Here is a 25,963-nt window from a genome sequence, read left to right as displayed (position 1 = left end):
GTTTAAATGCTATTTTTGACGACTAACACACACTAAATCAATCCCCTTAACAACAATCTTTTAACCGTAAAATTATGCATCTTAATTACTTAACTGTCTCAGGATCAGTTAAAAAAGCCCTTTATGGTGTTTTTGTTTTCTTGATCTTTGGAGCTGTTTCTACAGCTTACGGACAATCCCGCAATTTTAGTTTAGATCAAAAACTACAAGAATTGGTTGAAAATGAAAGCCTTTTCCAAGAGGATGCCGCTTACATCATCACTGCGGAACATACCAGTGAAGTAAGTGGAACTCATCACGTTTATTTTGTTCAAGCAATTAATGGAATTCCTGTGAAAGGAACCGAATCGAGCATACATATCAATGCCGACGGTAAGCTGAGCAATTTCAACAATAAGATGATCAAAAATCTTTACAATCAGGCTCAATCATTGGGTAGCTCAAGCATGACTGCAGAAATGGCTATTCAAAATGTTGCTACACGCATGGTGTACAGCATGACAGAAAGCCTTACGCAATTAGAGCGTAAAGAAAATGGCGTTCTACTTTACAGCAAAGCAGGTATCTCCAAACATGAAATTCCAACGCAATTGGTTTATCACTATGCCGATAAGGGAGGTTTGTCATTGGCTTGGGAACTCTCTATCGCCGAAACACGCAGTGCTGATTGGTATAATTTCTTTGTGGATGCAACAACTGGAGATATCGTCACTAAATTCAATTTTACGAACTACTGTGATTTTGGTCACGACCACAGCCATGATGTACCATTTGTTGGGCCACACGAGGCTCCGACTACAGAAGTAGCATATACCCCTACAATGGTGGTAAATGCAGCTGCACCAGTTCCGGCTCAATATCGCGTTTACGCCATACCGGATGAATCTCCAAATCACAGTACAGGTCGTGTGCTAGTGGTAAATCCTGAAAACACAAATGCTTCCCCATTCGGATGGCACGATACCAATGGTATTACGGGTGCAGAGTTCACCACTACGCGTGGTAACAATACTAACACCTATGAGGATGGTGATAATCCTGGATTTGCCCCAAATGGAGGTGCGAGTCTAGATTTTGATTATACTTTGACTATTCCATATACAACTACAAACCAGTCAGAGTCCGCTGCGATTACCAACTTATTCTACTGGACCAACATCATTCACGATGTTCTTTACGAGTATGGTTTTACCGAATCAGCAGGTAACTTCCAAGAGAACAACTACGGAAATGGAGGTTCTGGGAGTGATTCAGTGAATGCCGAGGCTCAAGACGGTTCAGGAACTTGTAATGCCAACTTTGGAACTCCCTCTGACGGATTCAATCCTACGATGCAGATGTTTGTATGTGATATTAACGGAAACGGGACTTTTGCAGATGGTGATTTTGACAACCTCGTAATTGCTCATGAATACGGGCACGGGTGGTCTAACCGTTTGACAGGTGGTCCAGCTGCTTCAGGTTGTTTGAGTAACCAAGAACAAATGGGTGAAGGATGGAGTGATTACTTAGGGTTAATTTTAACCATGAAACCTGGTGATGCTTCCAATACTAACCGTCCTGTTGGTACCTTCTTGTTTGAAGAACCAACTACTGGTGGTGGAATTCGTCCACAACCGTATAACCGTGAAAACAATACCCAGACCTATAATAATATTACATCTGCCTCAGTTCCTCACGGAGTTGGATCTGTTTGGGCGACCATGCTTTGGGAAATGACATGGGACCTTATCGATGTTTACGGTTGGGATGCTGATATCTATAACGGAACCGGCGGTAATAACATCGCCTTGAATTTGGTTTCAGAAGCGATGAAGCTGCAACCGTGTAGTCCAGGTTTTGTAGATGGACGTGATGCTATTTTACAAGCGGACAACAACATTTACGGTGGTGCGAACCAATGTTTAATTTGGGATGCCTTTGCCCGTCGCGGGTTAGGACTTAACGCAGACCAAGGTTTATCATCAAGCCGCAGTGATGGTACTGAAGATTTTACCTCGCCATCAGTTAGCTTTGCGCTTACTGGAGGAGACACTTTCTGTGTAACAGAAGGAGTTCAAACTCTTGGTGGAGGACAATCGCTTTCTGCTGGTGTTTACAGCGGAGCTGGTGTAACGGACAATGGTGACGGAACCTTTGACTTTGATCCAAATGCTGCTGGTGTAGGAACTGCTGTGGTGACCTTTACAGCCAACAACTGTGACGGTTCTACTGCTACGCCTACACAAAATATTACTGTGACAGACGGCAATCCAGTTTTGGTTTGTCAGGATGCTACAATCACCTTAGACGGTGCAGGAAATGCGACATTAGTAAACGCAGATGTAATTGCAAACTTGACTCCAGCAACGGGTTATACCATTGATCAAACAGGAACTTTTGCTCCTTTAGATATTTCAACAGGTTCTACAAGTGTTTCCTTAGGTGATGACCAAGGAACAGCTGCAATTGCACTTGGCTTTACCTTTAGCTTTATGGGAGTAGATTATACCAATGTATACATTACTTCTAATGGGTATTTGGCCTTTGATACCAATGACTTGACTGACTTTAGTAATGATGCTTTGCCATCAACTACTTTACCAGATAATATGATTGCTGCTGTTTGGGACGATTATTTGCCAGATGGTAGTGAGACTATTCGATACAAACTAGAAGGAACTGCTCCTAACAGAGTTTTTGTAGTAGACTACATTGATATGCCACACTGGGTTTCTGGTGGTGGTGGAGCACTAAACACCTTCCAAGTACAATTGTATGAAGGAAGCAGCCGTATTGAGGTACACAGTACTTCGATTACCTCTGATGGTGGAACACGTACACAAGGAATTGAAAATGTTGGTGGTACCGAGGCTTATGTAGTTGACGGAAGAAACGCGACTGCATGGACAGCCACTAATGATTATGTTGCTTTTGTGCCAAATTCAGGAGGTTTAGCTGAGAATTGTGGACGTTCTGTAGGTATTTCATTAAGCAAGACAGACTTTACTTGTGCAGATCTTGGAGAGAACATTGTAACCATCACTGCCGATGACGGAGCTGGTGGAATCACTACTTGTGATGTGACTGTTACTATTGAAGGAACCGGAGCAACCTTCTCAGGAGGTTCTTGGGATGTAACTCCAACGGCAGGAACTATTGCGACTATTGCTAGTAATTACGATACTGCTGTTAACGGAGATATTACTTCTTGTTCTTGTGAAGTAGATCCATTGGTAACCCTGACTGTTGGTGCCGGTGGTACACTTAGTGCAGTAGGTAATATTAATGTCGATGGTACTTTGGATGTACAACACGAAGGATCGGTGGTACAAATCAATGACGATGCTGTTGTAAATAACAACGGTAGTATTATTGTACGTAAAACTTCTCCTAGCTTGGACAACCGCGACTTTATGATTGTGGGGAACCCAATGACGGGAAGTACGCGTGCCAATACCTTTGGAACGGCGGTACAATTTAGAAATCACTCTACGGCGAGTTTTGTGCCAAATCCGGCGGTAGCTGCTGCAGATCCAACTGCAGAGAATTGGGCCGATGATAACGGTAATAACTGGGTGAACTATACTGGAACTATCAATCCGGCAGAAGGATACCTATTGATGCCTCAAGCATCTCCAACGGTACCAGATGGAGCAACTTATAACTTTGTTTATGACGATGGAACCTTGAACAATGGTGTATTTACTTTCACAGCTGGTTATAATGGATCTCAGAATGCTAGTGCCAATGTAACTGCAAATCCTTACGCCTCTGCCATAGATGCAGAAGTATTTATTGCCGATAACAGTGCGGTTACAGGATCTACCATTTATTTCTGGAATCACATCAGCGGACCAAGCGATACTTATGAAGGATATAATGAAGCCAATTACGATATGGGAGATATTTCCATGTATGTGGCCACGGTAGGAGGAACTGCTGCCGCCAATGGTGGAGATATACCAACGCAATACATCGCTTCTGGTCAAGGGTTTGGTTTCAAAGCGGTAGCTGCAGGAACAGTAACCTATGAGAACGATCAACGTGTAGTTGGATTCAATACCGGGTACAAATCATTTGATGCCTCTAAGGTGCGCCTTTGGTTAAATATTAAGAATGAAACTTATAAACTGGGAAGTCAGATGTTGGTGGCCTTTATGGAAGGAGCTTCAGCCGATTACGAGACCCAACTTGACGCCAAGCGTTTGAGTACTCCAGTTTCTTTATTCTCTACGCTAGCAACTGGCGAGCAGTTGACCATTCAAGCACGCGAGGCTTTTGATATGAGCGCGCAAATTCAAGTAGGTTTCCGTTCGCAAATTGAGGAGAATCAATTGTTCACCATCTCATTGGCTGATATTGAATTAGGAACTTTAGCCACAGACGTGGATGTGTTCATTGAAGATCGAGCGACGGGAGCTATCACCAACTTAAGCATAGGGAACTACAGCTTTGCTGCAGATGCTGGTTTAGATGATGATCGTTTCTTAGTATTCTTCGAGGAGAAGGTGCTCAATACCGATGACAACCAGATCAACAACCTAAGCGTTGTGCCAAACCCAACTACTGGTTTGGTACGCGTAGTAGCTCCTTCAGCGACTATTGAAGCGGTTGAGGTTCGCGATATTCGCGGTCGTCTGATCACAAACAAGACCTACACGGTAACAGAAAGCGTTGAGCTTGATCTTACCGGATTAGATACAGCGATCTACTTCGTGAAAGTCTTCACTACAGAAGGAACCATTGTTAAACGAGTGATCAAGCAATAATTAAATTGCTCAGATATAGAAAAAACCGGTACTAAAGTGCCGGTTTTTTTGTTATAACCGTATGCGTAAACTTTTACTACTGCTTGTTATTGGACTGGTGATCTTTCTTTTGTCACGCACTCAGAAGGGACAGGTGGTCACTCAAGTGGCCAAGAGTTATGTGGTCAGTCCCAATTATATAGATGAGCAGGGTAATACAGTTGCCAGCCGTATTAAGTTGCCAGAGAACTACTCGCGTGTTCCATATCCGGTTGGAAGTTTTCAGCAGTATTTGAGGAGTTTTGAACTTTTACCCGCAGGCGCTGAGGTGATCAACTATACGGGCAAACCCTTTGTGTATCAACGCGGGCATGTTGGGGTATTGAATCTTTCTGTGCCCGATAACGGCCTCCAGCAATGCGCAGATGCCTTAATTCGATTGCGAGCGGAGTACCTTTGGCAAGCAGGTAGAAAGGACGAGATTGGCTTTAATTTTACTTCTGGAGATTATTGTTCGTGGAAGTATTACGCCCAAGGCTATCGTCCGGTGATCAATGGGAACGATGTTCGTTTTGAAAAGTCCGCATCCGTAGATCACAGCAAAGCCAATTTTTACCGCTATCTCAATTTGATCTTTACTTATTCAGGCACTCAGTCCTTGCATGATGAACTCATCCATATTAATGATCCCAATGAAATGCAGCTTGGAGACATGCTCGTTTATCCGGGTTTTCCAGGTCATATAATCATGGCTGTAGATGAGATTAGTAATGCCAACGGCGAGAAATTATTTATTTTTGCACAAGGGAATACACCTGCACAAAGTGTGCATATGCTCAAGAATCTAAATGATTCTAAACGAAGTCCTTGGTATGAGTATCCCAAAGGAGATTCTTTTGGTATTCCCACATATACGTTCACTGAATTTAAGTGCATTAGATTTAAATAAATGACCCCATTATCACCACAGGAACTTCACAATTTGGCTATGAACATTGTAGGCAAAGATCTGGAAGATCAAGGCTATGAGTTTTTAGGAGTGAACTCCAAGCTCAAAAAGGATCCGCAGTTTGTGGCTCTCAAGAATAAAGATCTGCATTTTGTGATCGTACGCGCCGTGGCCTATCCGCAAGATGCCAAGGTTTATGATCCGGTGTTTATGCAAACCATCAAACAGCATGCAGATAAATTCAATGCCAAGACGTACTATGCTGGTGTTGGTTTGGGGCATGGAAGTGATTATGCCAAACCTCCTATTAAAGATGAATCCTATACAATGGTCTATCATGGTCTTCAAGAAATTAATTAAAGTTGTTTTTGGACTCTTTTTTGGGCTGATGCTAATCGGCTGTCAAGAAGGAACTCCGCAGTTACATACGCTTCAAGGAGGAGCATTCGGTACGACCTTTTCCATCAAGTACTTCCATTCGGAGAAGATGGATTTAAGCGCCGGAGTAGATTCAGTGATCAACGCCGTTAATCAATCCATGAGCACTTATTGGGAAGACAGCGATATTACGCGTATCAATCGCGGAGATTCTACCCAGGTTACAGATGCCATGTTTCAAGAGGTTTATAAGTTGGCTCAACAGATCCATGGCGAGTCTGATGGATATTTTGATCCGACCATAGGTGTGCTTAGAAACGCTTACGGTTTTGGAGATGAAAAACCCTTAGCCGTAATTGATAGTACTAGCTTAGATTCTTTGATGACTTACGTCGGATTTGATAAAGTAAAGCTCAATGCAGATGGGACCATTACCAAAGCGTATCCGCAGATCTACTTTGATTTCAACGCCATCGCCAAAGGCTATGGCATTGACCGAATCGCGACTTTTATGGCGAATCAAGGCTTAACCGATTATATCATCGAGTTGGGCGGTGAGGTTTATGCCTCCGGAATGAACTTGGAAAAGCAAACACAATGGGTAGCAGGAATAGAAGCTGTTGATACCAATTTCCAAACGCGTGGTCTTCAAGCAGCAGTGAGACTTGAGAACATTGCAATGGCAGCTTCTGGGAATTACCGTAAGTTTCGGGTAGATCCCGTTAGCGGAAAACGCTACGTACATACCTTAAATCCCCTTACCGGGTCGGCAGAGACCAGTGATGTTACTAGCGCTACCGTTTTGGCAAGTACCTGTGCAGCAGCAGATGCATATGCCACAACTTTTATGGCTCTTGGATTAGAAAAATCAAAGGTGCTCTTGGAAAAGATAGACGGTGTTGAGGCTTATTTAACCTATGCGGTTGCTGATTCTACAGCGGTTTTCTTTACTGCTGGATTTGAACCTTTGCTCAAAGACTAATTCAGCGGCTTGTTGCAATAAGGGATAAGTTCTCCCCAAGCCAGACGGTATTTGTCTGACAGTTCTTTACCGATGCTCTGCGTATAATCCACAGCATCAACTTCAAAACCTACAGCAGCGAGTTTATCAAAATAATCCCGGCCATACACACGCACGTGGTCGTATTGACCAAAGATACGGGTGCGTTCCTCCTTGTCTGTGATGCTTGGATCTTCAAAGGTCACTTCACGGCTTAAATCCTGAGGAATTTGAAAAATACCCCAGCCACCCGGGCGCAATACGCGATAAAGTTCCTGCATGGCCTTAGCGTCATCGGGAATGTGTTCCAGAACGTGATTGCAAAGAATGACATCAAAACTGTTGTCTTCAAAGGGTAAATCACAGATATCGGCTTTTACATCAGCTATAGGTGAATTCAGGTCTGTGGTTACATAATCCAAATGCTGCATCTTTTTAAAACGCTTGTAAAAGGCTTGCTCCGGTGCAAAGTGCAACAGTTTTTGAGGCTCAGTGAAGAAGTTCGTTTCGTTCTTTAAAAACAGCCAAAGCAAGCGGTGTCTTTCCAAGGAGAGTGTACTAGGCGATAAAACATTCTCGCGAGTCTTGGCGTAACCATAAGCCAAAAAGCTCCTAAATCCTCTACCGTCAATAGGATCAACATACCGATTGCCTCGCATAAAAAAGGCAAAGATCGGACGTACCACATAGCTCAGCCGAATCAGCAGCGGTCTGGGAAAAAGATTCAGAAAAAATTTAAATAGGGCTTTCATCAATTAGAGCACCAGGGCTTCTGCGCGGAAAGGAGTTTCTTCATCACTTTCAATACCCAAGGCCTGGTAAATATAGCCAAAGGTGGAGAGTAGTTCTGGTTTTCCATCCACTAAAGCGACGTTGTGTTCAAAGTGTGCACTGGGTTTACGATCACGTGTCAAGATGGTCCAGCCATCCTTGAGTTGCTCAATGCGATGGGTGCCAAGGTTGATCATAGGCTCAATAGCCACGGTCATTCCTTCAACGAATTTCTTTCCGCGTCCTCTGCGTCCGTAATTAGGCATCTCTGGATCTTCATGCATGGTTCTACCCAAACCGTGTCCCACCAATTCACGAACCACACCATAACCGTGTTGTTCGCAATGCTGCTGAATGGCATATCCCACGTCACCAGTGCGATTGCCTTTTTTAAACTGCGCAATACCTACATATAGCGATTCCTTAGTCACCTTAAGCAATTGCTCCACTTCTGGCGCGATCTCTCCAACAGGAAAGGTGTAGGCGTGGTCTCCGTAAAATCCATTTTTGATAGCTCCGCAATCTATAGAAATAATGTCTCCTTGTTCATAGGGAGTATCGTTTGGAATTCCGTGCACTACTTGAGCGTTCGGGCTCATGCAAAGAGTATTCGGAAAGTCGTAGAGTCCCAAGAATCCTGGGATGGCATCGTGATCTCTAATGAACTCTTCTGCTAATTTATCCAAGTGCAAGCTGGTCACTCCAGGCTTTACCTCTGCAGCGAGCATCCCTAAAGTTTTGGATACGATCAATGCGCTTTCGCGCATGAGTTCTATTTCTTCGGTGGTCTTTGGGATGATCATATTATCGTTTTAAAAAGGCGAATAAAGATTTCTTTTTTCTTGGGGTAGGAGCTTGTTCTCCAATCAATTCTTGATAGATCAGTCCCCAGTCCCACATACCGCCAATATTGCGGTCGTCAATAAAGAGGTCGGCATTGATCTTTCGGCTCACATCCTGAGTGAATTCTTCTTCAGGGAAACTCTGGTTGACTGCGTAGAATTCCACTCCATTGGCTTTGCAAAACTCCACAGCTTCCTCCAACGACTTGCCGTGGCGGTAGGTCCAAAGGATAAGTCTAAATCCCTTTTGCTGGAGTTTTTTCATTGTGTCAAATGCAAACAACATCGGCTTGCCAATGCGAGGATATGCGTTCTCCACTATGGTTCCGTCAAAGTCTACCGCTATTTTTCGAGTTTCTTCCAAACTTTAATGGGTTAAGATATTTCCAGACATTGCTTGTGGGATCGATACGCCCATCAAGGCAAGAACAGTTGGAGCCACATCGGCTAAAATTCCGTCTGCTATGCTGGCCGGTTGGTTGGTCACCCAATATAAAGGTACTGGGTTTGTGGTGTGTGCTGTATTTGGACTTCCGTCGGGATTGATCATGGTTTCGCTGTTGCCGTGATCGGCAATGATCAAGATGTCATAATCTGCAGCTAAGGCAGCTTCTGCTATGGCTTGTGTACAGCTGTCTACTACTTCACAAGCTTCTATGGCCGCGGCAAATACTCCCGTATGACCTACCATATCCGGGTTGGCAAAATTCAAACAAATAAAGTCTGCTGTTTTATTTTGAATCTCTGGAATGATCTTGTCGCGAATCTCGTAGGCGCTCATTTCTGGTTGCAGGTCATAAGTGGCTACTTTAGGAGAAGGGCAGAGGATGCGTTTTTCTCCCTTAAAGGGTTCTTCCTGTCCGCCGGAGAAGAAGAAGGTTACGTGTGGATATTTCTCGGTCTCTGCAATGCGAATCTGTGTCTTTCCTGCTTTTGCTAAAACCTCACCCAAGGTATCGCTCAGGTTCTCTTTATCGTAAATCACGCGAACGCCTTTAAAGCTGTCGTCGTAATTGGTCATGGTCACGTAATGCAACGGAATTGGAGCCATATCGTATTCTGGGAAGGCCTGCTGACTCAAGGCTTGAGTCAACTGACGTCCGCGGTCGGTTCTAAAATTAAAGAACAAAACCACATCGCCTTCTTTAATGGTAGCTACAGGTTCACCATTTTTGGTCATGCAGATCGGCTCGACAAATTCATCGGTGATGTCGGCATCATAGCTGGCATCCATACTGGCGGCTATATCACTACTGGCAGTTCCTTTTCCGTGAACAAGCAGATCATAAGCTTTTTTAACGCGCTCCCAACGGGTATCGCGGTCCATGGCATAATAACGCCCGATAACAGAGGCTAGTTCTCCAGTAGATTCTTGGAGGTGTTTTTTGAGTTCCATCAAAAAGCCTTTTCCGCTTTTTGGATCTACATCGCGCCCGTCGGTAAAGGCATGCACAAATACTTTAGACAAGCCTTCATCCGCAGCTACGTCAAGCAATCCTTTGATATGGTCAATATGGGAATGCACACCTCCATCAGATACTAGTCCTAAAAGGTGAACTGCTTTATCTTCATTTCTGGCATATTGAAGCGCTTCCTGCAATACGGATTCTTTTGCTAGGGTTCCTTCAGAAACAGCCTTGTTGATTTTGGCGAGATCTTGGTATACAATGCGCCCAGCTCCTAAGTTCATATGACCCACTTCTGAGTTCCCCATTTGACCTTCAGGCAGACCTACATGCATCCCGTCTGTGCGTAGTTGTGCACAAGGGTATTGGTTTGCAAGACTATCTACAAAAGGAGTATTGGCCTGCGCAATGGCAGAGACATCGGGGTTTTGAGTCATACCCCAACCGTCAAGGATCATTAATAAAACCTGCTTGCTCATGGGCGATGTTTTGCTGCAAAATTACACCAAATCATCGACAATTAACAGTGCTTAATTAACACCTATACCTTGATCTCTATACTTTTCAATGGCAGCGCGGATTTTTTCCATCCGATTGTCTGGATCTGGGTGTGTACTTTGGAATTCTGGGGTCCGATTGGGTCCGGCAGCTTCTTTTAAAACTTGCATCACGCCAATCATTTCTTCTGGGTCGTATCCAGATTGGATCATAAAGAGTACGCCCAATTCATCACTTTCTAGCTCGTCGTCGCGGCCATTGCCCAAAAGCACGTTTTGACCAATTCCAGCCACCAGTCCGCCGGCATCAGCCCCAACAGAAGCTCCTTGAGAGACAGTTTGCCAAAATTCAGTTTCGGCTATGCGTTCTGCAGAATGCCTTCCGATAACATGACCGATCTCGTGACCGAGTACGCCAGCCAATTGATCTTCATTGTCTAATTTGGCTAAGAGCGCGTAAGTAATAAAGATCTGCCCGCCAGGAAGTGCAAAGGCATTAATAGTTTTATCATCTGCTAACAAATGGAATTCATAGCGGTAAGGGGTGTCTTTAGCAATACTGTTATTGACCAATTTCATCCCGACGCGATCCACAAAATCTTGCAGGTCTTGATTTGGAAAATCACCACCGTGTTGTTGCTTGAGCTGTGGCATGGCTTGTAAACCAATCGCGATCTCTTGGTCAGAATCCATATTGATGACCTGTTCGCGTTGCGTATACGGATTGACCACGGTATTGCTGCATCGGTTAAAATAGGCAAAGGCAACAATGGCTAAACCAAAAAGTATTCTGATTTTCCAACTTCCTCCTCTTCGTAACATGACCTTAGTATTTAGTTGAGGTCAAAGTACAAAAATCAAAACTTAAGCGTTTGGAAGTAAGTCTGGATTAATATCAGAAACGTTATTTTGCCAATAATCATCGATGAACTGAGCGTCCATATGTTCAACCCCGGGGACGCTGATCTGTTCCAATATCCTGTTGAAGTCGAATTTTAGATAGGTTTCCATATATTTTTGAGAAACCGGTTTATAACTAAAGTGCCAAGGTTCATACTTAAATCCTTTGCGGTTGGCATTGTTCGTATACACTTCAAAGAACCCAAAAGACTCACTATTGGCATCCATCCATTCTTTGAATTTACAAAAGGGTCCTTGGCCGTGGAAATGCCGTGGTTCCAGTACCCTTGATGGTCTTGGAGATGCGCCTCCATCAATCAAATCGCAATCCGTCCCCCAATGATGTCTGGAGGTACCTGGCATGGTAGAGTATTCAATGATCTTTTTCATTGCTGCAAGCGGAGTCATTCCGGCCTGCGTATAATTGTTGTATTTGCGGGTCCAGATCTGAGCTTGTCTGTCAAAAGATCGGAAGGCAGAGGCGACTTCAATGGTCACTCCATCAACAGCAGCTGCGCGTTGCATACGCAAAAAGGCTTGCATGGTTTGTTTTTCCAATTTAAAACTAGAGCCCGTTAGGTGATTTTCATTCTTACCCATCAAGCGCGCTAGGGAAACTTCATGTGTCATAAAGGGTGTATTAAATCCAGAGAGCAATGGAAGTCCCATTCCGGCGAGGAGGCTAGTCTTAATAAATTCAGTTCGCGTCATAATCTTCTTTTAAAAGGCGATACAAATTGGCCATATGACCATCGTACTCAATAGGCTTTACAAAGCTAAGGCCACATTTTTCTAAAACGCGAATAGATCCGTGATTCTCGCGATCTGCATGTGCGTAAATAGCGGCTAAATTAAACTCTTCAAACCCCAACTTGATGCAGGCCTTTGCAGTCTCCGTGGCAAAACCCTGATTCCAAAGCTCGCGATAGAACCTAAAACCAACTTCGGTCAGGTCTTCATCGGGGTGATATTTCAATCCGCAGAAACCCATGAAGCTATCATCATCCTTGGAACAAACTGCCCATCGTCCGTAGCCATTTACTCGGTATTGATCATAGGCTTCAATAAAAGCTTCTGCTTCTGCAATATTGGCAAAAGGGGCATCACCCGTATAGCGTATCACTTCAGGGTCCAAGTTCAGGCTGTAGAAGAATTCTGCATCAGAAGGCAAGAATTCTCTCAGGTATGTGCGTTCTGTTTGTAGAATGACCTTCATGAAGCTAAGTTACACAAATGTCAAAAGTAGGAGGCTATCTCCCTGTTTGATTCCAGTTCTATTGGTTCTAGTCCTTGCCGGAATAAACGCGCGGTATGGGCGCCTTTTAGTGTGATCTCTTTACCAAGCACCTCCAACCAACTTCCTTCTCGGAGTCCAATCACGGGAATATTAACCTGGCTGTGAAATTCGTTGATACGCGTTTCACGAGTTTCTCCCATATGAGTACTTCCTTCAATTGGATCCAAATAGTGCGGGTTGATATTGCACGGTATCATTCCTAAAGTTTTGAAGGAGGGCGGATAGGCAATAGGCATATCGTTGGTGGTCTGCATATTTACTCCGCAGATATTACTACCAGCGCTAGTTCCTAAATAAGGAGTTCCAGTAAATAATTGCTCACGAAGCACGGCCATCAGTCCCAGTTCATGTAGGGCTCTGACCAAAACAAAAGTATTGCCTCCACCAGTAAATATTCCCTGCGCCTCTGCAATCGCTGCTTTGGGGTCGCTATAACTGTGAATACCCCGAACAGAAATATCCATGGATTTAAAAAACCTTTCTGCGTGTGCAGTATAGGCATCATGCGATATGCCTCCGGGTCTTGCATAGGGAATGAAAAGTAATTCTTCAACCTCAGAGAAAAAGGATTCCAGTTTGGGTTTTAAGTATTCCAGATAGTTTTGGCCATGGACGGTGGAAGTACTTGCCAAGATTAGATTTTGCAAAATTATAATGGATTTAACATAATGTAACGACTAATTTAAGGGATAAATTAGAGTTTGTGTCGTAATTTAGAGTATGCGAAACTTCTACCTCTTATTCTTGTTTGTTTTTAGTGCCTTGACGGTATCGGCCCAAGAGATTACTCGGGTGATTGTCAAAGGAGAATTGTCTGCTCCCATAGGTGAAGACCTGGAAGGAATCAGCATTTATAACCGCTCCGCTCAAGAAGGAACCATTACCGCTAAAGATGGAACCTTTACTTTGAAGATGGCCGCGAATGACCGCATTCTTGTAACTGCTTTGCAATTTCAATCTTTTACGGTGATCATTGATGAAGGCGTGATTGAAAACAAGAGCATTAAGATCTATTTGAATCCCAATGTGAATCTATTGGAAGAGGTTATTGTTCGTCCCTATGATTTGACGGGAAATGTTGAGGTAGATATAGGCCGCGTAAAGGTGTATGATTTTGATTCGGCCTTGTCTTTTGATTATCAATCCATGGAGTTTGAATATGATTTTAAGGATGATTCCCAAAGTCGCATTCGCAATGTAGTATCTGAGGAAGTCTCTAATTTAAATGTGATGCAATACGGCTTCACACCCTTGGGCATTTTGCAATTCATAGGAAAGGACAGAAAGAAGCGCAAGCAACAAGAGCAACTCAATGATTTGCAGTCCGATGAACAGGTAGCAACCGTTTTGCGACAGCGCTACAACGTCTACTTTTTTGAAGAATCTTATGACATTCCCCAACTGCGTTATGATGACTTTATTTACTTTGTGCAAGAGCAGGGCATCCCAGAGGGGTATTTAAAGCCGGAAAATGAGATCCGTTTGCTCGGCTTTATCAAGCAGCAAAGCACCTTATATCTTGAACGTATTAAAGACTAATTATCTATTCCTTCTTCTTTTCCTCACGGTCCTTGTTGGTCGTGCACAACATATTGAACTGGAGGGAAAACTACTCAACAATTCAGATATTGAGGGCGTTCACGTTTTAAACAAATCCAAAGGAATCAATACTATAACCGATCAGGATGGTCGTTTTGAAATTCGCGTTTCTTTGGCCGATACACTCTATTTTTCTTCCGTTCGTTATCAACTCAAAGAGCTTGTTGTCGATTCTCAAATGATGCAGTCTGGATATGCAGCTGTGGTTTTGGATGATCGGGTTACGGAATTGGATGAGGTCTTTATCAAACCCGCCTTAAGTGGTAACCTGCAGCAAGATGCTCAGGATATTGAGGTGGAGACCCCCATAAATTTTAACGATGTGGGAATTCCGGGCTTTATTGGAGAGCCTGAAGAGAAGATCGTTCCAATCATCACGGGAATTGGAACCATCACCACCGTTGATTTAGAAGTCTTGTATAAGCACATGAGTGGTTATTATAAAAAGCTTCGGATTAAGCGCAAGTGGGAGCAGCAGAATCAAGTGGTTTCCCAGATCTTGGCCTTGTATTCTGTAGAATTTTTTAAAGAGTCTTACGGGCTGCCGCAAGAACGCATCTACGACTTTTTGCTCTTTTGTATTGAGACCACCAGCGTGCAGCGAGACTTTGAAGTAGAGCAGTACGGGTTGGTGTTAAATCACTTTGAAGAACGTTCTGGGATCTATCTGGAACGCTTAGAGGAATCCGAAGATTAGTGCAAAAGTTGTAACGAAGGATGTTATATTTGCGTCCAATGATGAAGATATTGGCCTAGTTGTTGTCAAGTTGAAAGCTATGAAGAGAATTGTACTGTTATTAACCGTTTTGTGCGCCCCGCTGTTTTTGGCGAATTCTTCCGCACATAAATTCTACGTGAGTATAACTAAGATTGAGTATGTACAAGATCAACAGAGCTTGCAGATCATTACCAAGATCTTTATCGATGATTTTGAGGATGTTTTGCAAGAGCGATACGATCCAGATTTGATCTTGGACAGTACTAACGACGATAAAACCGTAGACCTTTACATTGAAAAATACCTCTTGAAGAAACTAGAAATCAAGGCCAATGGAGCTAAAGTAACTCCTCGATATCTCGGAAGGGAGTACGATATTGAAACCTTGGTCTGTTATCTAGAAGTCACTGGTATCAAGGAGCTTATGTCCTTGGAAGTAACGAATGATTTTCTGTTTGAGTTATTTCCTGAACAGCAAAATATTGTCCACGTAAAAAAGGATGATAAACGCCGTAGTATGATTTTGCTCAAGGACGACTCAACGGACATGTTAAAATTTAATTAAACCCCTGAAAAATCAGGCCTTAAAGAGCTATTTTTAAGGCCCTTAAAAGGCAACTAATAATCACAATAATCTCAAACAAAACCCAGAACTGATGAAAATCTCAAAGTTGATCGCTTTTCTTTCGTTCGCGTTGATCGCCGGTACGGCCTTTGCGCAAGAAGAAGAGGCGGAGGTTCGCGAAGGCGGACACATCAATAATAACAAATTCCGACAGATGTATCAGGAGTTCTCCACGCCGAACATGTTCCGTTCAGCTAGTGGTGCTCCAGGTCCGCAGTACTATCAGCAACAAGCTGATTACGTAATGGACATTGAATTGGACGACAAAAACGCCAAACTCTACGGATTTGAAACCATTACCTACACAAACAACTCTCCAGACCCGCTAGATTACCTTTGGGTACAATTGGATCAAAACGTTCGTGCTAAAGACTCTAAGTCTCCGCTTATTGAAGGAGACGGTGTGCCACCAGCAGAGCAGCCAGGAGGATTTGCATCTAAGTTCATGGATGGCGGTTTTGATGGAGGATTCAATATTGAGGCGGTAAAAGACGCTAAAGGAGGAAACCTTCCTTATATGATCCACCAGACCATGATGCGTGTTGAAATGCCAAAGACTCTTAAAACAGGGGAGAAGTTCACCTTTAGCATCAAATGGTGGTATAACGTAAACAATCACGTTACCAACCGTGCTCGTAGTGGATACGAAGAATTCGAAGACGGTAACAGAGCTTACGTAATTGCACAGTTCTATCCGCGTATGGCCGTATATAACGATGTGGAAGGTTGGCAAAACTCTCAATTCTGGGGACGTGATGAATTCGCACTTCCTTTCGGAAACTTTGAGGTAAACCTAACTGTACCTGCAGATCACATTACGGATGCGACTGGAGTATTGACCAACCGTAAAGACGTTTTCACTAAAGACATGATGAAGCGTTATGAGTTGGCTAAAAAGACATTTGACAAGCCAGTAATCATTGTTTCTCAAGAAGAGGCTGAGGCTAAAGAGAACAATTTTGCAACGGCTAAAAAGACTTGGAAGTTCAAGGCTGAGATGGTTCGTGACTTTGGATTCGCGACTTCTCGTCGTTTTATCTGGGATATGATGGCCGTGAAGATCGGGAACAAAGACGTAATGGCTGTTTCTCTATATCCAAAAGAAGGTAACCCACTTTGGGAAGAGTATTCAACCAAAGCTGTTGCCAGTACCTTGAAGAGTTATTCAAGAATGACCTTTGACTATCCATACCACAAAGCGATCTCTGTACACGCCCGTAACCAAGGGATGGAGTACCCAATGATCTGCTGGAACTACGGACGTCCAAATCCTGATGGAACCTACAGCGAGCGTACCAAGTACGGAATGATCTCTGTGATCATCCACGAGGTAGGACACAACTACTTCCCAATGATCGTAAACAGTGATGAGCGTCAATGGACTTGGATGGATGAAGGATTGAATACTTTCATGCAGTACGTAGCTGAGCAAGATTTTGGAGAGTGGTATCCAGATGCCATCGCACCAAATCAGAGCTATCCATCACGTCGTGGACCAGCTAAGAATATTGTAGATTATATGAGCAGTGATCAGGACTACATCGCACCTATCATGACTAAAGGTTTAAACACCTATCAGTTTGGAGCTAATGCTTACGGAAAGCCTGCTACTGCATTGAACATTCTTCGTGAGACTGTAATGGGCCGCGAATTGTTTGACTACGCATTCAAGACTTACGCTAACCGTTGGATGTTCAAGCACCCAACTCCAGAGGACTTCTTCCGCACTATGGAAGATGCATCTGCCTTTGATCTAGACTGGTTCTGGCGTTCTTGGTTCTACACGACAGATTATGTAGACATGGGTGTTGGTGAAGTGAAGAAGTTCTATGTTTCCAGCAAAGTTAATGCTGAGGTGCGCGAGATCATGGAAGCTCGTGGTCTTACTGAAAGCGATTTGCCACCATTGGTTTACTACGTAGCTGAAGATAGCGAAGACTTTGAAGAAGGTATGGCTGACATGTCTCTGGAAGACATTCCATCGATCAAAGAATATATGATGGACAATATGACTCCAGAGGAGCGTGCAGCGGTTACCAAGCCGAAGTTCTTCTACGAGGTGACCTTTGAGAAGCCAGGAGGTATTCCAATGCCAATCATTGTAGAATATACTTATGCAGATGGATCTACCAAGCGTGAGACGTATCCAGCAGAGATCTGGAGAAAGAACGATGCTCAAGTAGGTAAGGTGATTGCTTCTGAGCAAGAGATCACAAAGATTGTAGTTGATCCAGATGAAGAAACTGCAGATATCGATACGACGAACAACGCATGGCCGCAGCGTAAAAAGCTCGGACAGTTTGACCAGTTCAAGGACGGTATAAAAGACTAAATAATAGAAAAAGCCCCGAAGATTTCGGGGCTTTTTTTTACCCTCCCGCGCAATCTTAATTATATTTGCAACATGCAATCATTTTTGATATTCGGTTTTATCAGTACGCCGGAGGTTATGTTTATCCTCTTTATTGTGCTATTGGTTTTTGGTGCCGATAAAATCCCGACCATAGCTCGTGGTTTGGGTAAAGGGATGCGTCAGATCAAAGACGCCACCAACGAGATCAAAAGTGAGATCACCAAGAGTGCAGAACAGCAAGGTATTGATACCAGCATCGTAAAGGATGTACAAGACAGCCTGCATGAAACTAAAAAGAGTATTGAGCAAGTAAGCGGGACTATTGGCCGTGATCCGTTGTCCAGTTCTAGATCTACAGATTTGCCCAATAAGCCTAGTTTGTAATTTCCCTTTTTATTTAACGCGTGTTAAAGTAAGTCCATCGCGAATGGGCAGCAGTACGGTTTCCAATTGTGGATGCGTGGCTAGTGTTTTGTTGTAGTCTAAAAGCGCTTTGGTGTCCTCGTCATAGGGATCCAATTGCTCCACCACCTTTCCGCTCCACAATACATTATCGCTTAGAATGATTCCTCCAGAATTCATTTGCGGCAAGATCATTTCTAAGTACTTCGGATAATTTCTTTTGTCGGCATCCATAAAGACCAGATCGTATTTAATGTTTAGGCTGGGTAAGATCGTATCTGCTCTTCCTAAATGCTGATGAATGCGAGCTCCAGCTCCTGAAAGATCAAAATATTTGCGTTGCAGATCGTACAGCTCTTCATTCTGATCAATGGTGTGTATTTCACCTTCGGGATCTAATCCTTCCAGCAGACAGAGGGCAGAATAGCCGGTATAGGTGCCCAATTCCAATATGACCTTAGGCCGAATGATCTTTGACAATAAACTCAAAATACGTCCTTGATAATGCCCGCTGAGCATTCTGGGATTCAAGACCTTTTGCCAGGTTTCTCTGTTGAGTTGTTGCAATAATTCGGGTTCCGGCTGTGAATGGTCTACCGCGTATTGGTCAATATTTTCAGGTAAGAAATGCATAATAAAAAAAGAGCTCCACAATCTGATTCAAATTGTGGAGTTCAATATATTGGTTTATAAGCTACTATTCAGATTCTTCATTAGCTTGAGGGAGTTCTTCCGGTTCTTTTTCGGCATTACCCATAAAGAATAAGACCGCACCTACCACGATCAATCCAATTTTAATTCCCCAGGCTACGCCTTCACCCCAATTGTAAATCCACATCAGGATGGTTGGAACTCGATCAAAAAAGTTTAAAACAATGGCAAAAAGACCAAAAAAGGCCATGTACATTCCAAGTTTTCTCATAAGTCAATTGTTTAGTTAATCAACTACAATATAAAAAATGTTTGCTTATCAGCTCCCGAGTATGCGTTTTTTGAGAGCATCTTTGGCTGCTTGATCATCACCATGGAGCCACTGCAATACGTTGTCTTCCCACATGGCGTCACATTGAGCATCGGTGAGGATGTCGCGCTGGCGCGCCAAATCCAAGATCTTTCCTGGGTATGAGGATTGCGGAGCGCTTTCCATTTCTCCAAGCGGATACGGATCATCCAAGCCTACCAATACTTGATTGGAGCCTTGGTTTTCAATAAGTAACTTGAGCGAGCCAGTATCGTGTACCAGTGTATCGAAGAAAATGTTTTTGTGGCCCACAGATTTACGCGGATGAACCTTGCCTTCAAAAAGGTCAGGACGGCCATCAAAGCCTTGTATGCGTCTTCCGAGGTTGATCTGCGCCAATTGTCCACCGTGTGCAAAACAAACCCGCATATTCGGGTATTTGTCTGCATAACCATTTAGGGTCAAAAAGTGATAAGCATCTGCACATTGGGCCAGCATCCAGATCAGATGGAAGCGCCAGGCGGTGTTTTCAAGTAAGATGAATTTTTCACCATCGTAAGGGTGGATCTCAACGGCTAAATTGTATTTACTGGCGAGCTCAAAAATGGGTTCGTTCTCTTCATCAAAGATGCAACGCCAAGTTCCAATAGTGTCCATATAGTGTGTAGGCAGACACAAAAGTTGTAAGCCCAACTCTTCCACACAACGCTCTATTTCCCAAAGAGCACCGCGTACAAAACCTGGATGCACTACAAAGCCACAGGTGAATTTAGAAGGATTGTCATGTTGAATGCGCGCATTGAAATCGTTTTGGAACCGCAAAGCCTGTTTCATTTCTTCCAGGCGTAAACCGTTTCCGTAAAGCTGAGAAAGATTCAAGACTACGGCATGGTCGATCTTGAAACGTTCCATCCAAGCCAGCTTTTCATCCAAAAAGAAACTAGAATCCGTCACAGGACGACTCCAGTTCTTTTGCAGCATATACTTTCTGTCCTTGTCTACCCAGAAGATACCTTTCTCGCGCATAAAATCCGGAATTTCCTCCGGATAGGGCAGTAGATGCGAGTGTCCGTTGATGCGTAATTTTCTCTCCACCCTTCTAAGTTACAAACTTTTAGTTCTCCCGCCGTCTACAGGCAAATTAATACCGTTAATATAACTTGCAGCAGGACTTGCCAAAAAGGCCACTGCATTGGCAATCTCTTCAGGTTGAGCAAAACGTCTAACCGGCACCAGTTGTCGCATAAAAGCAGCAGCTTCTTCTTCCGTCTTTTGGAATTTGTTCGCGGCGTTCTTAACAATATCTGCCAAACGATCCGTTGCGGTAAACCCAGGCAGTACATTATTTACCGTAACGCCAGACGGGCCGAGCTCATTAGCCAGGGTTTTGGCCCAATTAGCTACCGCTCCGCGAATGGTATTGCTCACTCCAAGGCCATCAATAGGTTGTTTTACAGAAGTAGAGATTACGTTGATGATCCGGCCGTAACCTTCTTTTTGCATGCCGGGCACAAGGGCTTGGATAAGCAGTTGATTGCACACCAAATGTTGAGAAAAAGCTTGGGTGAATTCTGCAGTCCCAGCGCTGTAGATGGGACCACCTTTTGGGCCGCCCGTATTGTTGATCAAGATGTGGTAGTTACGATCTTCCGGCAATTCATTTAAAGCTGATTTTAACTGTTCCGGATCACTAAAATCGGCTACCAAAAAATCATGTCCTTCTTCTTGGTTGTCCAAAGTTTGTAAAACGGCTGTTAATTTATCGGCATTACGCGCAACTAAGGTAACGCGCGCACCAAGCGCAGCAAGGGCTCTTGCAGAGGCAGCACCGATTCCGGCAGAGGCTCCACAGACCAGAGCATTCTTATCACTGAGATCTAAATTCATGTATTGGTTTTGTATTGTATGCAAATGTTTTTCGGTTCTGTAAAGAAACGCAGAGCTTCAAAGCCTCCTTCACGTCCAACGCCACTGGCTTTAACTCCGCCAAAAGGCGTGCGCAAGTCGCGATTAAGCCATGTGTTGACCCAAACGATCCCTGCTTCCAAGGCCTTAGAAACCCTCATGCTTCTGTCGATATTAGAGGTCCAAACCGTTGATGATAACCCATAAGGAACATCATTGGCCAAGGCAATTGCTTCTTCTTCTGTTTTAAAGGGCATGATTGTCACCACTGGGCCAAAAATTTCTTCTTGCTGCAAGCGGCATTGGGTGGTAGAAACCTCAATGACTGTTGGAGCCACATAATAGCCTTCTGGGGCCTCGTCTAATTTTATCTGATGCCCTCCTGTGAGTAGTTTTCCTTCTGATGCTGCCAATGCCGTATAACTGAGGATCTTCTCCATATGCGATTTAGAGACTACCGCACCTAAATCAATTCCGGAAGTTAAAGAAGGTCCAACTTTTAGTTTTTCTACCGCAGGAATAAAGGCTGCCTTAAAGCGATCATAAATCTCCTCTTGAACAAAAATTCGACTGCCGCATAAGCAAATCTGCCCCTGATTCGCAAAGGAGGACTTTAGAGTCACTTGCAGCATTTTGTCAAAGTCGCAATCGGCAAAAATGAGGTTCGGATTTTTTCCTCCTAATTCTAGAGAAAGCTTTTTAAACATAGGCGCTGCAGTGCGGGCAATCGCTGCGCCGGTTGCTGTTCCTCCAGTAAAAGAGATCGCTTTGATTTTAGAATGTTCCACAATGGCTTGCCCGGCCTCAGGACCTTTGCCATGAACAATGTTTAAAACTCCTGGCGGTAAGCCAGCTTCATTACAGTACTTACCAAGCATCGCAGCAGTAACTGGGGTGATCTCACTCGGTTTGGCAACCACAGTATTTCCTGCGGCAAGGGCTGGAGCGATCTTCCAACTGAACAAATAAAGCGGTAGGTTCCAAGGAGAAATGCAACCGACAACTCCAATGGGTTGTCTCAGGGTAAAATTGATAGAATCAGAAGCTAGGTTCTCATGTGCTTCTGAGGCGAATTGGGTTATGGCATTACCAAAGAATCTAAAATTTGAAGAGGCTCGCGGAATATCCACCTTGGTGGCCAAGGCCAATGGTTTCCCGTTGTCTAATGCTTCTGCATGAGCTAGAGTGTCTAAATCCGCAGCAATGAGATCTGCCAATTTTAAAAGTATGCGACTGCGCGTTTCAATGGGAGTCTGAGACCAAGACTCAAAAGCCGCCTTTGCGGCCTCAAAGGCTTTTGCCACATCTTTCTGATTAGATACTGGAATTTGTCCAGAGACAGCTCCAGTACTCGGGGTGTAATTGTCCATCCACTGCCCGTCAATGGGGTCCACATATTCACCGTTTATGAAGTTCTGCAGCCTGTCCATGATTAAAGTGGTTTATAGGCCATGGCCTTAATCTCAATGACCAAATGAGGATGTGGCAATTGATGCACGGCAACTGTGGTCCGAGCAGGGCCATTTTCTGAACTAAAATATTCTCCATACACCTCATTATATCCGGCAAAGTCATTCATGTTGACCAGAAAACTGGTAACGTCAACTACATCGGCCATGGTGGCTCCCTCAGTGGCGAGATAGTCTTTGATATTCTCCAAAACCGCGCGAGTTTGTTCACGAACATCCAGACGCATGGTCCCCATTTCATCAACTTGATGTACTCCGGCAAAAGTATTGTCGGGCAGGCGCGAACTGGTTCCGCTTATAAAAATATAATCCCCGGCACGCTTGACATGCGGATAAGCTCCTCTCGGGCTCGCTTTTCCAGATACTAATCTACTTTTCATAGTGGTTTTGTTATAAGAGTTCGTCCTCGTGAAGGACTTCTTTGGTGTGATTCTTTACAATCTGTAGTTTCTCTTCTAAAGAAAGGTCTTCTGGCAACAGTCCGTCATCCAACAAATTGAGAATTGCCTTGTCTTGGGCCCTTCCGCGGCGCATGGCCTCCGCATAAGAGATATGCTCGCTAAAGGTCACCAAGGAATATTTTGAAGAGTACTGCTCCGGGAAATTGAATTCCAAAGCTGTTTCTACCTTGCGTTTGGCCTGAAACAGCGGATTAGCAGTGTGTTCTTTCATTTCGTGGAAGTTGTCAACCGCGAGGTCTGCTATGGCATCGGTATCGGTTTTGCGGGTTAGGCTGAACTGCTTAAAGGATGCATTCCAATCATCTCCAACTTCATCCAAAACACGATCAAATTCAACCACGTCTTCAAAACTTGCATTCATGCCTTGCCCATAAAAAGGGACAATTGCGTGGGCTGCATCTCCCATGATCAATACTTTTCCATAAGCGTTCCAGGGAGAACATTTAATCGTGCCCAAAGGAGCTGTTGGATTTTCAAAAAATTCTTTAGCCAATTCCGGCATTAGGGCCAAAGTATCAGGGAATTCATTGCTGAAGTATTCCATGACCTTCTCTTCTGTGGTTAAATTGTCAAAGCAATAATCACTGTCGCTGTAAGGTAAAAAGAGCGTTACGGTAAAGCTACCGTCCAAATTAGGGAGGGCTATCAGCATGTCCTCTCCGCGAGGCCAAATGTGTAAAGCGCCTTTCTCGGTGCGATAACCTCCAGTTTCTGTAGCTGGAATGGTCAGTTCTTTATAACCGTGGGTGAGCCATTGCTGACTAAAACTGAAAAGGAATTGTTTGTGGTTGAACATGGCTTTGCGAACCACGCTACCCGCACCATCCGTACCAATAAGCACATCGCCTTGGTAGCGTTTAGTTTCTCCTGTAGTGTAATCTTGAAATTCTGCCGCCGCATTTTCCAGATCAACACTGACGCACTTTTGATTGAATATGATCTCTACACCTTCATGCGCCTCAGCAGCATCAAGCAGCAAGGCGTTAAGACCTGGACGTGAGATGGAATTGATGTATTCTCCCTCACGACCACTATAAGGGCTCAAGAAGGTATTCCCTTTGGGATCGTGGATCATGCGGCCTAACATGGGAATGCAAAGTTCGGTGACTTCTTTTTCCAGCCCGACAAGTTTCATCCCTTTCATGCCGCGATTTGAAAATGCCAGGTTGATAGATCTACCTGCATCTTGGGTGACTTTGCGCAAATCTGGTCTGCGCTCCATTAAGGTAACTCGATGTCCGCGTTGCGCCATTCTAAGAGCTAGTAAGCTCCCGCAAAGGCCAGCGCCGACAATGAGAATATGTGATTTATGATCTGCCATTAATACAAAGTGTCTAATGCGTTTTTCAATCGATTTATAAATTCGTAGACGTCTTCAAAGCGGGTGTAAAGTGCTGCTGGAGCTACTCGAATAACATCCGGTTCTCTCCAGTCACTAATTACACCTTGCTCGGTTAACGCATCGTGTAGACGACGGTCTGCATTCTTAACTTGAATGCTGAGTTGGCTGCCGCGCATTTCAGGATCGCTCGGAGTGATGATCCCGATATTTGGATTGCCCATGTCTTTTAAAAGGAACTCTAGGTATCCCGTAAGCTTCACACTCTTAGCTCGGATATTATCAAATCCGGCATCCGTGAAGACCTGTAAAGAAGCACGAATCGCTGCCATGCTCAAAATAGGTGGATTGCTCAATTGCCAACCTTCAGCTCCCGCCAAGACATCAAATTCTTGTCGCATATTGAAGCGAGAAGCCTTGTTGTGTCCCCACCATCCTGCAAAACGTTTGAGTTCTGGATTGTGTCGGTGTCGCTCGTGTACAAAGCATCCACCTAAACTTCCCGGTCCACTATTTAAATACTTATAACTGCACCAAACGGCGAAATCAGCACCGCTATCATGTAAGTTCGGCTGAATATTTCCAGCGCCGTGAGCGAGATCAAAACCAACCATACAGCCGTGCTGGTGTCCTAGCTCAGCTATTTCTTTCAAGGGAAAGGCCTGTCCGCTGTAATAGTTCGTGCTGCCGATCATGATCAAGGCAACTTCGTCCTTATTGGCTTCCAAAAGGGCTTGGAGGTCTTCCATGCGACAAATTGCTTCACCTTTGGTAGGATGCCATAGTAAAAGGCCCTCTTTAGGGTCAATGCCGTGCATGTCTAATTGACTTTCTACCGCATACTTATCGGAAGGGAAGGCGTCACTTTCAATGATGATCTTGTAGCGTTTGTCTGTGGGTCTGTAAAAGGAGACCATCATCAAATGCAAGTTCACCGTAAGGGTGTTCATGATCACCACTTCTTCTGATTTTGCTCCCACAATTGCGGCCATTTGATCGGTCAGAAATTCGTGATAAGGTAACCAAGGTTTACGCGCTTCTGTATGTCCTTCAACACCTAGGGTTGCCCAATCTTCCAACTCTTGCTTGAGGTAGCTTTCTGTGGTTTTTGGCTGTAATCCCAAGGAATTTCCGCAGAGATAGATCAGTGGATTTCCCGCTTTATCAGTAGGAATATGGAATTGGGATCTGAAGGAAGCTATGGGATCGTTTTGGTCACATGCTCTAGCGTAATCCAGGGTGTTTTTGTGCATATCGATTGGGTAAGTGGCGCTTCTAACAAAAGTAAGCAATTCTCATTGGTTTTTATTTGTATCACTAAAAGCTAATTGTCAGGGTTCTAGATTCCAAAAATTTCCTAA

The 25,963-nt window shown here is 44.0% G+C and carries 25 protein-coding genes; 9 read left to right on the top strand and 16 right to left on the bottom strand.

Annotated elements, in window-relative coordinates; translation table 11 throughout:
* Nucleotides 1-74: 74 nt before the first annotated feature.
* The 4 genes from ACSLP7_RS13425 to ACSLP7_RS13410 all read left to right on the top strand — a co-directional run bounded on the left by ACSLP7_RS13425 (nucleotide 75) and on the right by ACSLP7_RS13410 (nucleotide 7,039).
* Nucleotides 75-4,751 carry a M36 family metallopeptidase gene (locus tag ACSLP7_RS13425; RefSeq protein WP_435579779.1) on the top strand — a complete coding sequence of 1,559 codons (4,677 nt, stop codon included), beginning with the start codon at nucleotides 75-77 and terminating at the stop codon, nucleotides 4,749-4,751.
* A gap of 61 nt (nucleotides 4,752-4,812) precedes the next feature.
* Nucleotides 4,813-5,679 carry a DUF4846 domain-containing protein gene (locus tag ACSLP7_RS13420; RefSeq protein ID WP_435579778.1) on the top strand — a complete coding sequence of 289 codons (867 nt, stop codon included), beginning with the start codon at nucleotides 4,813-4,815 and terminating at the stop codon, nucleotides 5,677-5,679.
* Nucleotides 5,680-6,039, top strand: coding sequence for a Na(+)-translocating NADH-quinone reductase subunit F (locus ACSLP7_RS13415; RefSeq protein ID WP_435579777.1), 360 nt, complete (start codon nucleotides 5,680-5,682; stop codon nucleotides 6,037-6,039).
* Nucleotides 5,993-7,039: an FAD:protein FMN transferase gene (locus tag ACSLP7_RS13410; protein WP_435579776.1), complete on the top strand. Its 1,047-nt coding sequence runs from the start codon at nucleotides 5,993-5,995 to the stop codon at nucleotides 7,037-7,039. The genes ACSLP7_RS13415 and ACSLP7_RS13410 overlap by 47 nt, the downstream gene beginning before the upstream one ends.
* On the opposite strand, the gene ACSLP7_RS13405 is transcribed toward ACSLP7_RS13410, so the two are convergent.
* Genes ACSLP7_RS13405 through pepE form a run of 8 tightly spaced genes read right to left on the bottom strand, consistent with a single transcriptional unit; the run spans nucleotide 7,036 to nucleotide 13,417 of the window.
* The gene (locus tag ACSLP7_RS13405) at nucleotides 7,036-7,809 is read right to left on the bottom strand and encodes a class I SAM-dependent methyltransferase (RefSeq protein ID WP_435579775.1); all 774 of its coding nucleotides are present in this window, start codon (nucleotides 7,807-7,809) and stop codon (nucleotides 7,036-7,038) included. The genes ACSLP7_RS13410 and ACSLP7_RS13405 overlap by 4 nt on opposite strands.
* A 3-nt stretch (nucleotides 7,810-7,812) precedes the next feature.
* Nucleotides 7,813-8,631: a type I methionyl aminopeptidase gene (gene map / locus ACSLP7_RS13400; RefSeq protein ID WP_435579774.1), complete on the bottom strand. Its 819-nt coding sequence runs from the start codon at nucleotides 8,629-8,631 to the stop codon at nucleotides 7,813-7,815.
* Between the two features lies 1 nt (nucleotide 8,632).
* The gene (locus ACSLP7_RS13395; protein ID WP_435579773.1) at nucleotides 8,633-9,034 is read right to left on the bottom strand and encodes a BT0820 family HAD-type phosphatase; all 402 of its coding nucleotides are present in this window, start codon (nucleotides 9,032-9,034) and stop codon (nucleotides 8,633-8,635) included.
* Nucleotides 9,035-9,037: 3 nt separating this feature from the next.
* Nucleotides 9,038-10,555: a 2,3-bisphosphoglycerate-independent phosphoglycerate mutase gene (gene gpmI / locus ACSLP7_RS13390; RefSeq protein ID WP_435579772.1), complete on the bottom strand. Its 1,518-nt coding sequence runs from the start codon at nucleotides 10,553-10,555 to the stop codon at nucleotides 9,038-9,040.
* A 51-nt stretch (nucleotides 10,556-10,606) separates the two neighbouring features.
* Entirely contained in the window at nucleotides 10,607-11,395 is a 789-nt protein-coding gene (locus tag ACSLP7_RS13385) for a M48 family metalloprotease (protein WP_435579771.1), read from the bottom strand.
* 42 nt (nucleotides 11,396-11,437) lie between these two features.
* Nucleotides 11,438-12,184 carry a M15 family metallopeptidase gene (locus ACSLP7_RS13380; RefSeq protein ID WP_435579770.1) on the bottom strand — a complete coding sequence of 249 codons (747 nt, stop codon included), beginning with the start codon at nucleotides 12,182-12,184 and terminating at the stop codon, nucleotides 11,438-11,440.
* Nucleotides 12,171-12,689 (bottom strand): GNAT family N-acetyltransferase, encoded by a 519-nt coding sequence (locus tag ACSLP7_RS13375; protein ID WP_435579769.1) that lies wholly within the window; start codon nucleotides 12,687-12,689, stop codon nucleotides 12,171-12,173. Before ACSLP7_RS13375 ends, ACSLP7_RS13380 begins: the two co-directional genes overlap by 14 nt.
* A gap of 20 nt (nucleotides 12,690-12,709) precedes the next feature.
* Nucleotides 12,710-13,417 carry a dipeptidase PepE gene (pepE, locus tag ACSLP7_RS13370; RefSeq protein ID WP_435579768.1) on the bottom strand — a complete coding sequence of 236 codons (708 nt, stop codon included), beginning with the start codon at nucleotides 13,415-13,417 and terminating at the stop codon, nucleotides 12,710-12,712.
* A gap of 73 nt (nucleotides 13,418-13,490) precedes the next feature.
* On the opposite strand from pepE, the gene ACSLP7_RS13365 reads away from it, so the two are divergent.
* The 5 genes from ACSLP7_RS13365 (at nucleotide 13,491) to ACSLP7_RS13345 (ending at nucleotide 18,449) form a co-directional block, all read left to right on the top strand.
* Entirely contained in the window at nucleotides 13,491-14,309 is an 819-nt protein-coding gene (locus ACSLP7_RS13365; protein WP_435579767.1) for a carboxypeptidase-like regulatory domain-containing protein, read from the top strand.
* A complete protein-coding gene (locus ACSLP7_RS13360; RefSeq protein WP_435579765.1) occupies nucleotides 14,290-15,066 on the top strand; it encodes a carboxypeptidase-like regulatory domain-containing protein in 777 nt (258 codons plus the stop codon). Before ACSLP7_RS13365 ends, ACSLP7_RS13360 begins: the two co-directional genes overlap by 20 nt.
* A gap of 79 nt (nucleotides 15,067-15,145) precedes the next feature.
* On the top strand, nucleotides 15,146-15,652 hold the full coding sequence (locus ACSLP7_RS13355) for a DUF6702 family protein (RefSeq protein WP_435579764.1): 507 nt from the start codon (nucleotides 15,146-15,148) through the stop codon (nucleotides 15,650-15,652).
* Between the two features lie 91 nt (nucleotides 15,653-15,743).
* A complete protein-coding gene (locus tag ACSLP7_RS13350; protein WP_435579763.1) occupies nucleotides 15,744-18,044 on the top strand; it encodes a M1 family metallopeptidase in 2,301 nt (766 codons plus the stop codon).
* A 72-nt stretch (nucleotides 18,045-18,116) separates the two neighbouring features.
* Nucleotides 18,117-18,449 (top strand): Sec-independent protein translocase subunit TatA/TatB, encoded by a 333-nt coding sequence (locus ACSLP7_RS13345; RefSeq protein WP_291182397.1) that lies wholly within the window; start codon nucleotides 18,117-18,119, stop codon nucleotides 18,447-18,449.
* Between the two features lie 9 nt (nucleotides 18,450-18,458).
* Here the strand turns inward: ACSLP7_RS13345 and ACSLP7_RS13340 are convergent, their stop codons facing one another.
* The 8 genes from ACSLP7_RS13340 to kynU all read right to left on the bottom strand — a co-directional run bounded on the left by ACSLP7_RS13340 (nucleotide 18,459) and on the right by kynU (nucleotide 25,855).
* Nucleotides 18,459-19,100, bottom strand: coding sequence for an O-methyltransferase (locus ACSLP7_RS13340; protein WP_435579762.1), 642 nt, complete (start codon nucleotides 19,098-19,100; stop codon nucleotides 18,459-18,461).
* Between the two features lie 64 nt (nucleotides 19,101-19,164).
* Complete coding sequence (locus ACSLP7_RS13335) at nucleotides 19,165-19,389, bottom strand: hypothetical protein (protein ID WP_435579761.1); 225 nt, start codon at nucleotides 19,387-19,389, stop codon at nucleotides 19,165-19,167.
* Nucleotides 19,390-19,437: 48 nt separating this feature from the next.
* Complete coding sequence (locus ACSLP7_RS13330) at nucleotides 19,438-20,523, bottom strand: amidohydrolase family protein (RefSeq protein WP_435579760.1); 1,086 nt, start codon at nucleotides 20,521-20,523, stop codon at nucleotides 19,438-19,440.
* Between the two features lie 9 nt (nucleotides 20,524-20,532).
* Nucleotides 20,533-21,315 (bottom strand): SDR family oxidoreductase, encoded by a 783-nt coding sequence (locus tag ACSLP7_RS13325; protein ID WP_435579759.1) that lies wholly within the window; start codon nucleotides 21,313-21,315, stop codon nucleotides 20,533-20,535.
* Nucleotides 21,312-22,763 carry an aldehyde dehydrogenase gene (locus ACSLP7_RS13320; RefSeq protein ID WP_435579758.1) on the bottom strand — a complete coding sequence of 484 codons (1,452 nt, stop codon included), beginning with the start codon at nucleotides 22,761-22,763 and terminating at the stop codon, nucleotides 21,312-21,314. The genes ACSLP7_RS13325 and ACSLP7_RS13320 overlap by 4 nt, the downstream gene beginning before the upstream one ends.
* A 2-nt stretch (nucleotides 22,764-22,765) precedes the next feature.
* On the bottom strand, nucleotides 22,766-23,182 hold the full coding sequence (locus ACSLP7_RS13315) for a RidA family protein (protein WP_291182403.1): 417 nt from the start codon (nucleotides 23,180-23,182) through the stop codon (nucleotides 22,766-22,768).
* 10 nt (nucleotides 23,183-23,192) lie between these two features.
* Nucleotides 23,193-24,584 (bottom strand): FAD-dependent oxidoreductase, encoded by a 1,392-nt coding sequence (locus ACSLP7_RS13310; protein WP_435579757.1) that lies wholly within the window; start codon nucleotides 24,582-24,584, stop codon nucleotides 23,193-23,195.
* Complete coding sequence (gene kynU / locus ACSLP7_RS13305; RefSeq protein ID WP_435579756.1) at nucleotides 24,584-25,855, bottom strand: kynureninase; 1,272 nt, start codon at nucleotides 25,853-25,855, stop codon at nucleotides 24,584-24,586. Before kynU ends, ACSLP7_RS13310 begins: the two co-directional genes overlap by 1 nt.
* Between the last annotated feature and the right edge of the window lie 108 nt (nucleotides 25,856-25,963).

The organism is Gilvibacter sp., from assembly GCF_965601605.1.
Classification (GTDB): domain Bacteria; phylum Bacteroidota; class Bacteroidia; order Flavobacteriales; family Flavobacteriaceae; genus Gilvibacter.
The sequence above is the reverse complement of the archived record's forward strand: the minus strand, read 5'-3'. Positions and strand labels throughout refer to the sequence as shown.

Excerpts from the sequence above, each read along its gene's own strand:
- ACSLP7_RS13425 (WP_435579779.1), top strand. The coding sequence starts at position 75 with ATGCATCTTAATTACTTAACTGTCTCAGGATCAGTTAAAAAAGCCCTT.
- ACSLP7_RS13420 (WP_435579778.1), top strand. The coding sequence starts at position 4,813 with ATGCGTAAACTTTTACTACTGCTTGTTATTGGACTGGTGATCTTTCTT.
- ACSLP7_RS13415 (WP_435579777.1), top strand. The coding sequence starts at position 5,680 with ATGACCCCATTATCACCACAGGAACTTCACAATTTGGCTATGAACATT.
- ACSLP7_RS13410 (WP_435579776.1), top strand. The coding sequence starts at position 5,993 with ATGAATCCTATACAATGGTCTATCATGGTCTTCAAGAAATTAATTAAA.
- ACSLP7_RS13405 (WP_435579775.1), bottom strand. The coding sequence starts at position 7,809 with ATGAAAGCCCTATTTAAATTTTTTCTGAATCTTTTTCCCAGACCGCTG.
- map (WP_435579774.1), bottom strand. The coding sequence starts at position 8,631 with ATGATCATCCCAAAGACCACCGAAGAAATAGAACTCATGCGCGAAAGC.
- gpmI (WP_435579772.1), bottom strand. The coding sequence starts at position 10,555 with ATGAGCAAGCAGGTTTTATTAATGATCCTTGACGGTTGGGGTATGACT.
- ACSLP7_RS13385 (WP_435579771.1), bottom strand. The coding sequence starts at position 11,395 with ATGTTACGAAGAGGAGGAAGTTGGAAAATCAGAATACTTTTTGGTTTA.
- ACSLP7_RS13380 (WP_435579770.1), bottom strand. The coding sequence starts at position 12,184 with ATGACGCGAACTGAATTTATTAAGACTAGCCTCCTCGCCGGAATGGGA.
- ACSLP7_RS13375 (WP_435579769.1), bottom strand. The coding sequence starts at position 12,689 with ATGAAGGTCATTCTACAAACAGAACGCACATACCTGAGAGAATTCTTG.
- ACSLP7_RS13365 (WP_435579767.1), top strand. The coding sequence starts at position 13,491 with ATGCGAAACTTCTACCTCTTATTCTTGTTTGTTTTTAGTGCCTTGACG.
- ACSLP7_RS13355 (WP_435579764.1), top strand. The coding sequence starts at position 15,146 with ATGAAGAGAATTGTACTGTTATTAACCGTTTTGTGCGCCCCGCTGTTT.
- ACSLP7_RS13350 (WP_435579763.1), top strand. The coding sequence starts at position 15,744 with ATGAAAATCTCAAAGTTGATCGCTTTTCTTTCGTTCGCGTTGATCGCC.
- ACSLP7_RS13345 (WP_291182397.1), top strand. The coding sequence starts at position 18,117 with ATGCAATCATTTTTGATATTCGGTTTTATCAGTACGCCGGAGGTTATG.
- ACSLP7_RS13340 (WP_435579762.1), bottom strand. The coding sequence starts at position 19,100 with ATGCATTTCTTACCTGAAAATATTGACCAATACGCGGTAGACCATTCA.
- ACSLP7_RS13335 (WP_435579761.1), bottom strand. The coding sequence starts at position 19,389 with ATGAGAAAACTTGGAATGTACATGGCCTTTTTTGGTCTTTTTGCCATT.
- ACSLP7_RS13325 (WP_435579759.1), bottom strand. The coding sequence starts at position 21,315 with ATGAATTTAGATCTCAGTGATAAGAATGCTCTGGTCTGTGGAGCCTCT.
- ACSLP7_RS13320 (WP_435579758.1), bottom strand. The coding sequence starts at position 22,763 with ATGGACAGGCTGCAGAACTTCATAAACGGTGAATATGTGGACCCCATT.
- ACSLP7_RS13315 (WP_291182403.1), bottom strand. The coding sequence starts at position 23,182 with ATGAAAAGTAGATTAGTATCTGGAAAAGCGAGCCCGAGAGGAGCTTAT.
- ACSLP7_RS13310 (WP_435579757.1), bottom strand. The coding sequence starts at position 24,584 with ATGGCAGATCATAAATCACATATTCTCATTGTCGGCGCTGGCCTTTGC.
- kynU (WP_435579756.1), bottom strand. The coding sequence starts at position 25,855 with ATGCACAAAAACACCCTGGATTACGCTAGAGCATGTGACCAAAACGAT.